Genomic DNA, 6,741 nt, shown 5'->3' on the forward strand with positions numbered 1-6,741 from the left:
TTCGTCTTAATCAACCATAACATTTCCGCTATTTAATCCCTTTTCTTGCTCATCTAACGGCAACCAATCTAAGAAATTCTTCAAATATTTATCCCAGAAGTCCCACTCGTGTCCACCCTTATCTTCGATGTAAGTCACATCGACTTTGCGATCTTCTAAAAATTGATGATAAGCTCTAACAGGCTCTAATAAAAAGTCTTCTGTTCCAATAGCCATATAGATATTTGGCACCGCTTGTTTATTTTCTAATAATTGATCCATCAAGTAGCAGTAATCTTTTTCACTATTTTTAATGGTTTCTGGTTTCCCAATCGCATTATCGTAGAAGCCTTGTTGCCAAAGTCCTCCCACCATTAATGATGGATCACCTAATGCTAGAACATCATTCATTAAGCCAGGTGAGAAAGCACCAATATGACTAAATGTCTCATGATACTTCAATCCATTGATTAAAGCTCCGTAGCCACCCATAGATAAGCCTGCGATAAAAGTATCTGCTTTTTTATCTGATAAAGGAAAAACTTTTCTAGTGAATTCAACTAATTCATCAGCAACAAAGGCACCAAAATATTCATCTCTTTCAGGTTTATCTACATAAAATTGATTTTCTCCAGAAGGCATAATAACTGCTAAATTATTTTCCTCTGCCCAACGTTGAATACGAGTTCCTGAAATATAATCCCCACGATAACCAAAGCCACCATGTAATAAATAAAGAGTTTTGTATTCTTTAGGTTCAGGTTGTTCTCCACCAAATAATAATTTATCTGCTGGTAAAATCGCAGTAAACGATACCGTTCTTAATAATTTCTTTGACATAAAACTTACTTCTAATATAGCCATTTTTATCTCTTCTTTCTTTTTGTTTTTTTAATATGACAATTCTTCGCGACCACAGAATGGGTCAACTGGTGATACACCAGTAAATTTAGCTCGACCTAACAAACGATCAACTGTTGCTTCTAGCACAGCTGGTGATGCTGTGTAACTATTAACGAAAGTTGAGACCATTGGTACATCAAGTAAATGATACGGATTACCAAAACTCACAAAAGCCGTTGGGATATCATTAACAAACCAAGGAATATCATTACCTAGGGCATCAAAGGCCAAACGAATTGTCACTTCATTACTTGATGTACCTAAATTTCCAACGATTAAAGCAGCATCGAATTGCTCTGTAAAATCACTTGTCGGTTTTTGCATATCAGCTAGAGAAGCCATCATCTCTTCACTAGCGTCTCCTGCCATCATTTTAGCGGCATCGATATTTCCTAGACGATTTCTTAATGTTACTTCAAACCCTTCTTTTTCAAGTGCTTCTTTCACTTGTTTTGCAAAATCACTCTCAGCTACAATACTGCGTTCAATAACATTTAAGTATAAACGTTTATGTTTAGTCACATCTAATGGTAATAGGTTTTGTGTGTCTTTAACTAAAGTCACGGCTGATTCAGCACATTCTTTCGTCCATGCTTGATGCTCTTCATTAGCTAAAACAGATTGTAATTCTTCAAAAGTTGGCACTAGTGTTCCTGCTGCTTGTTTCTCATGTAGGTTAAGAGAGGCTTTTGTCCCTAATATACGTGTCACAGCTTCATCTAAACGTTTTGCGGTAATCACACCTGCTTCATAACCTGCTAACATATAAGAGTAATCTTCTGCCACGCTCTTATTGAATAAGAACATGTCACACCCATTAGCAATTGCTGCAGGAACAGCATCTTTACGGCTCATGAAGCTTGTAAAACCAACCATTAAAGTTGCATCTGTCACTGTTAAACCGTTAAAGCCAAGTTCATCACGTAGTAAGTCATTTAAAAGAATCGGCGATAGGCTTCCTGGTGTGTATTGTTCTTTATGACTTGCTTCTGGTTTAAAGCTTTTCACCACATTTGGTTGTGCAATATGACCAATCATGACTGTTTTAGCACCCTCATTGATTAATTCTTGGTACACACGACCATATGTTTCACGCCATTCTGTTGCAGATAAGTCATTCACACTTGTTACTAAATGTTGATCACGCTCATCTACCCCATCTCCTGGGAAATGCTTGATACTTACTGCTAAACCTTCTTCGTCAGCTGCTTTTAAATACCCTTTACTCATTTCAAGGACTTTTTCCACACTACTACCAAAGGTTCTCAAGTTAGTAATTGGGTTTCTAAAATTAATATCAATATCCACAATCGGAGCAAATGACCAGTTAATTCCTACGGCTGCTCCTTCACTACAACTAACTTTCCCTAAACGATAGCCCATCTCTGCATGATCTGTCGCTGCAACTCCCATTGGCATTCCAAATTGTGTTCCTTCAGTAACAGCTCCTTGACCTCCTGATTCTAAGTTAGCTGCAATCAGTAACGGAATCTTTGAACTCTCTTGTAAGTAGCTATGAGTTTCAATTAAACTTTTGCCATTTGCAGGACGGTACATAATCCCGCCAATTTGCACCTCTTTGGTTAAGTAATCAAGAGCTTCTTTTTCATCTGACATACCAATTGTGCAAAACAATTGGCCGATTTTCTCTTCTACTGTCATCTTATTTAGCGTTTCTTCTACCCATTCAATCCCTTTTTCATCTAAGTTGAAGGGCGCTTGTCTTAATTGAACCATATTTAATAACTCTCCTTTAATAATGTAATTTGTTTGTCTTGATAATCATCCATTGTTAGCTCTATAACAACATAGCCAACAATTCCTGACATGATAATAGCTGTGATAACTTTGATACTAAAACCGATGTAATGGTTGATAGTGTTAACCCCTAGTGCATTAGGTAATACCAAAAAGAAGACAAATGAGAAGGCAAGTGTGAATACTGTTAGTACAAGACTTCTCATACTATTTTTCTTTGGAAACATTCTGTTAAAAAAACTTTTTTTTCGGTTAGTAACATCTAAAGTTGACTTATTAAGCGCTTTCGGAATATTTAAAAATCCTGCTGCAGGACAGGCAACTGCTAGAATTGTTAATCCAATCATTAAATCTGTGGAAATTGTTCCAAAAGTAACAGTTCCTGTGTGTTTACGAAAATTGATAAGATAAAAAGCGCCGTTAAGGATAATATTAATAATGACAAAATCAGTCATCAATTTTTTCAAACGAAATTGGTTAATGGTCATGGTGGAATCACCTTTCTGCTTGTTTTATTTTTAAACTAAGCATTAACTCTCATTTATCTCGTCGTTATGATCCAGAATCTTCACATCATTTTTCTTCCTATACTGAATCGGTGTGTCTTGATAAACATTTTTGAAATGTCGAATCAATGCTTTTGAACTTGGAAACCCATGTTCTTGACTAATTATTTCAATTGTTTTATTTCCTTTCATGATTTCTGGAAACGCTCGATACAACCGATAATCTGTCAAATAACTTAAAAAAGTCCGACTAAACTGCTCTTTAAAAACTCGTGCAAAATGTTCTCTGGAAAAATTAAAATGAGTGGCAATATCATCTAAGGTTATTTTTTCTGCGTAGTGCCCATGGATATATTCAAGAATTTCTTGATTCAATTGATTTGTGTAATCACTCCGCAAGACTTCTTCTTTTCTATCCACTAAATGATGACTACATAACAGATGAAACAAGGCAAGTAAATCTGATTGAATACTCAGATTAGCAAATGGGTCTTCTGATTGGGAACTTTCTAAAATAGATAAAAAAAGCGCTGCCATCTTATCATGTGTTTGTTGAGTTTGGCCTAAATCAAAATATAATGTGTCAATATTCGGTAAATACCTTTTGACAAATTCATAAGAAATAATAAAACAAATCACATTAAATTCTGGGGATAATGTCCCTTTTAACTCATGAATCTCTCCTGAATTTACGATAAAAAATGAGCCATCTTCATAGACTTTGCTTTTAGTATTTTTTCTAAGCTCTAAACTTCCTTTGACAACATACGTTAATTCTAGCTCCTTATGCCAATGAATTGGAATAAAGCTGATTGCACCACTATTTCCTTCTGTTATGTCCATTTGAGAATAAATTTGAGGATTTTCCTTAGAAAAATGCAGTATTCTCATAGGTAAGTCTTGATCCATTTGGACAAATTCAAATGTTGTTTTTTCCATAAATGATAACCTCTCACTTCTAAACTAGATGTCTTTTCTTTTATATTACCCCTTTTCTTTATATTTATCTTGCTTTTATTATACATTTAAACCGCTTTCACTTAATCCGATTAATTAAGCACATTATGGTCATTTATTGATATTCGCGAATAACCCTTGTTATATCTGGTTTTTAAACGTATCTTAAGTCATCTACATCAATTTTTGACCACTTTGAAATAAAAAAAGAAACCTTCACTCATTAATGAAGATTCCTTTAAGTCATTTAGTTATTTCTATTTAACAAAGTAGACGTCACATCAAATAAAATATCTCTTTCTTGGCTTGCTGGTAATTTTTTAATGCCAGATAGAGCTCTATCTGTAAATCGCTTAGCAATTTCTTCAGCTCTCTCAATACCTTTTGATTCAGCAATTAAGTCTTGCACTTCTTTCATCTCTGCGTTACTCAGCTCTGTTTTTTTCTCTAAATAAGGCACAAAAGCATCGTGGTTCTTCTCCATAGCTAATATCAGAGGCAATGTATAATAACCATTTTTCATGTCTTCAAACACCGGTTTTTGCATGTCTGTAGCTGTGGCTTTGTAATCAAGTACATCATCCATGATTTGAAAGGCCATACCGATGTTATAGCCAATTCGTTTTGCATTTAATTGGACTGCTTTAGATGAACCGCCAAAATGAGCTCCTTCAAAACAGGCAAACTCAAATAATTGAGCCGTTTTTCCTTTAATGTGTTGGAAATACTGCTTAACAGTAATATCTGTATTGTATCTTAACTTCATCTGATCCAACTCACCTACTAATATACGTTTCATACTATGAGCATTCATCTCAATCGTTCTAAAACTTTTAGTAGAGGTCGCTAGTAAATGGAAGTACACAGTAAATAAAAAATCACCTGTATAAACAGCAATATCTTGGCCATACATAGCTTGGATAGATGGCATCGAACGTCTCATTGGTGAGTCGTCGATAATGTCATCATGGATTAGTGTGGCTACGTGTAAAATCTCTAAAGATGCCGCCATACGGTGTGCTTTTTTTTCAGATACCTCTTCGCCAAGTTTTGAAAATAGCAAGAAATAAGCCGGTCTAAGTAATTTGCCACCAGCCTCAAAAAAAAGTTGCAACGCTTGAGTGATATCTTTATTTCTAATCTTCACAGATTTCTCCATGACTTTTTTTGTTTCGATTAAATCCTTTTGAATAGTGGGATATTTTTCCCAAAGTGGATGTACTGCCATTATTGGCCTCCTAGAAAAATAATAATAGCTTCAATTTAGCTCATTAAGTCGTGTGTGTCAATTTTAAATCATTGAAAATTCCTACTATAACAGTATAATAAACACTGAAAGAAAAGTGAAGGGACGAATAGTAAGTGACATTTAAAATTTTCGCTGAATTAGTGGAATTAAAAGCTAAAACAGCCAGTATTTTTCCATTTTTAATGGGATTTCTTTTTTCATGGTATCATTATCAACAAATTTATTTAGGGAACATGCTTCTCTTTTTCATCTCTATGGTTTTATTTAATATGGCTGTAGACATTATGGACAACTACATGGACTATCACAATGCAACAGATGTCCATGACTACAAACATGAGACAAATATTATTGGAAGAGAACAGCTTTCCTTATCTCTTGTGAGAAACATGATGTGGACTTTTATCATCGTGTCAGCTTTAATGGGGATTTATTTAGCCTCGCAAACCAGTTGGGTCATTCTCTTTTTAGGTATGTTTAGTTATGCAATGGGTATTTTTTACTCTGCTGGACCAAAACCTTTATCTAGTCTTCCCGTTGGAGAAGTGACATCTGGTGTTACTATGGGGATTATTATCCCACTCATTTGTGTGTACTTAAACATTTATGATTTGACAGCTTTCAATTGGTCATTAGTCGGACAAGTAACTTTAATGTCTTTACCTGCTGCCTTTTCAATTGCTAACTTAATGCTTGCCAATAATACGTGTGATGTGGAAGAAGATATCTTAAACAACCGACACACACTCGTTTCTTATATTGGTAAAAAAAGAGCTGTTACCTTATTCCAAGTATTGGTCATCTTAACCTTTGTCTCAGCGACACTTGGCGTTATCTTACAAATTGTCCCACTAACTGTGCTACTCTTATGGGGAATTTTTCCAAAAATCTGGCAAAACACAAAAGCCTACAGCAAAGAACAAATCAAAACCAAGACTTTTCCACTTGCTATTAAAAATCTAGCTATGGTTGTATCTGTTCAAGTCGTTTTATTCTTTATCGGTGTTTTGTTTCATTTATAATCTTTTTTAGTGTAATAGTTATCTTTAAAGATAGCTATTACGCTTTTTATATGTTTTGAAAACCACCTGCTATGCGGGTGGTTCTAAAGAGCTTTCAGCGTGGTATTAAAAAAGCCTCCTAAAATGATAAGATAAATTTGGTTTCCCGACCACTAAATATCAATCATATAGGAGGTTCCTTATGAAAAAGGACAATCAAAGTTTATCACACACAACATGGAAATGTAAGTATCATATAGTTTTCGCACCTAAATACAGACGACAAATCATTTATGGAAAATACAAACAAAGTATTGGAGAAATTCTAAGGTTATTATGTGAGCGAAAAGGTGTTGAAATAATTGAAGCTAACGCATGTAAAGATCAT

Annotated in this window: 7 protein-coding genes; 2 read left to right on the forward strand and 5 right to left on the reverse strand. The window is 34.7% G+C overall.

Going from position 1 to position 6,741, the window contains the following annotated elements:
* Positions 1–6: 6 nt before the first annotated feature.
* The 5 genes from DOK76_RS01410 to DOK76_RS01430 all read right to left on the reverse strand — a co-directional run bounded on the left by DOK76_RS01410 (position 7) and on the right by DOK76_RS01430 (position 5,331).
* Positions 7–819: an alpha/beta hydrolase gene (locus tag DOK76_RS01410; RefSeq protein WP_242542152.1), complete on the reverse strand. Its 813-nt coding sequence runs from the start codon at positions 817–819 to the stop codon at positions 7–9.
* Between the two features lie 51 nt (positions 820–870).
* A complete protein-coding gene (locus tag DOK76_RS01415) occupies positions 871–2,619 on the reverse strand; it encodes a glycoside hydrolase family 3 protein (protein WP_206964436.1) in 1,749 nt (582 codons plus the stop codon).
* A 2-nt stretch (positions 2,620–2,621) separates the two neighbouring features.
* Entirely contained in the window at positions 2,622–3,128 is a 507-nt protein-coding gene (locus tag DOK76_RS01420; protein WP_206964438.1) for a hypothetical protein, read from the reverse strand.
* Between the two features lie 42 nt (positions 3,129–3,170).
* Positions 3,171–4,085: an AraC family transcriptional regulator gene (locus tag DOK76_RS01425; RefSeq protein ID WP_206964440.1), complete on the reverse strand. Its 915-nt coding sequence runs from the start codon at positions 4,083–4,085 to the stop codon at positions 3,171–3,173.
* A gap of 265 nt (positions 4,086–4,350) precedes the next feature.
* Positions 4,351–5,331 carry a polyprenyl synthetase family protein gene (locus tag DOK76_RS01430; protein WP_206964441.1) on the reverse strand — a complete coding sequence of 327 codons (981 nt, stop codon included), beginning with the start codon at positions 5,329–5,331 and terminating at the stop codon, positions 4,351–4,353.
* Positions 5,332–5,465: 134 nt separating this feature from the next.
* Between DOK76_RS01430 and DOK76_RS01435 the strand changes: the two genes are divergently transcribed.
* Both DOK76_RS01435 and tnpA read left to right on the forward strand, forming a co-directional pair.
* On the forward strand, positions 5,466–6,374 hold the full coding sequence (locus DOK76_RS01435) for a prenyltransferase (protein WP_206964442.1): 909 nt from the start codon (positions 5,466–5,468) through the stop codon (positions 6,372–6,374).
* 181 nt (positions 6,375–6,555) lie between these two features.
* Positions 6,556–6,741: IS200/IS605 family transposase (gene tnpA, locus DOK76_RS01440; RefSeq protein ID WP_206964443.1), on the forward strand; the 186-nt coding region annotated here is incomplete at its 3' end.

It is taken from the genome of Candidatus Vagococcus giribetii, assembly GCF_017316185.1.
Classification (GTDB): Bacteria; Bacillota; Bacilli; order Lactobacillales; family Vagococcaceae; genus Vagococcus; species Vagococcus giribetii.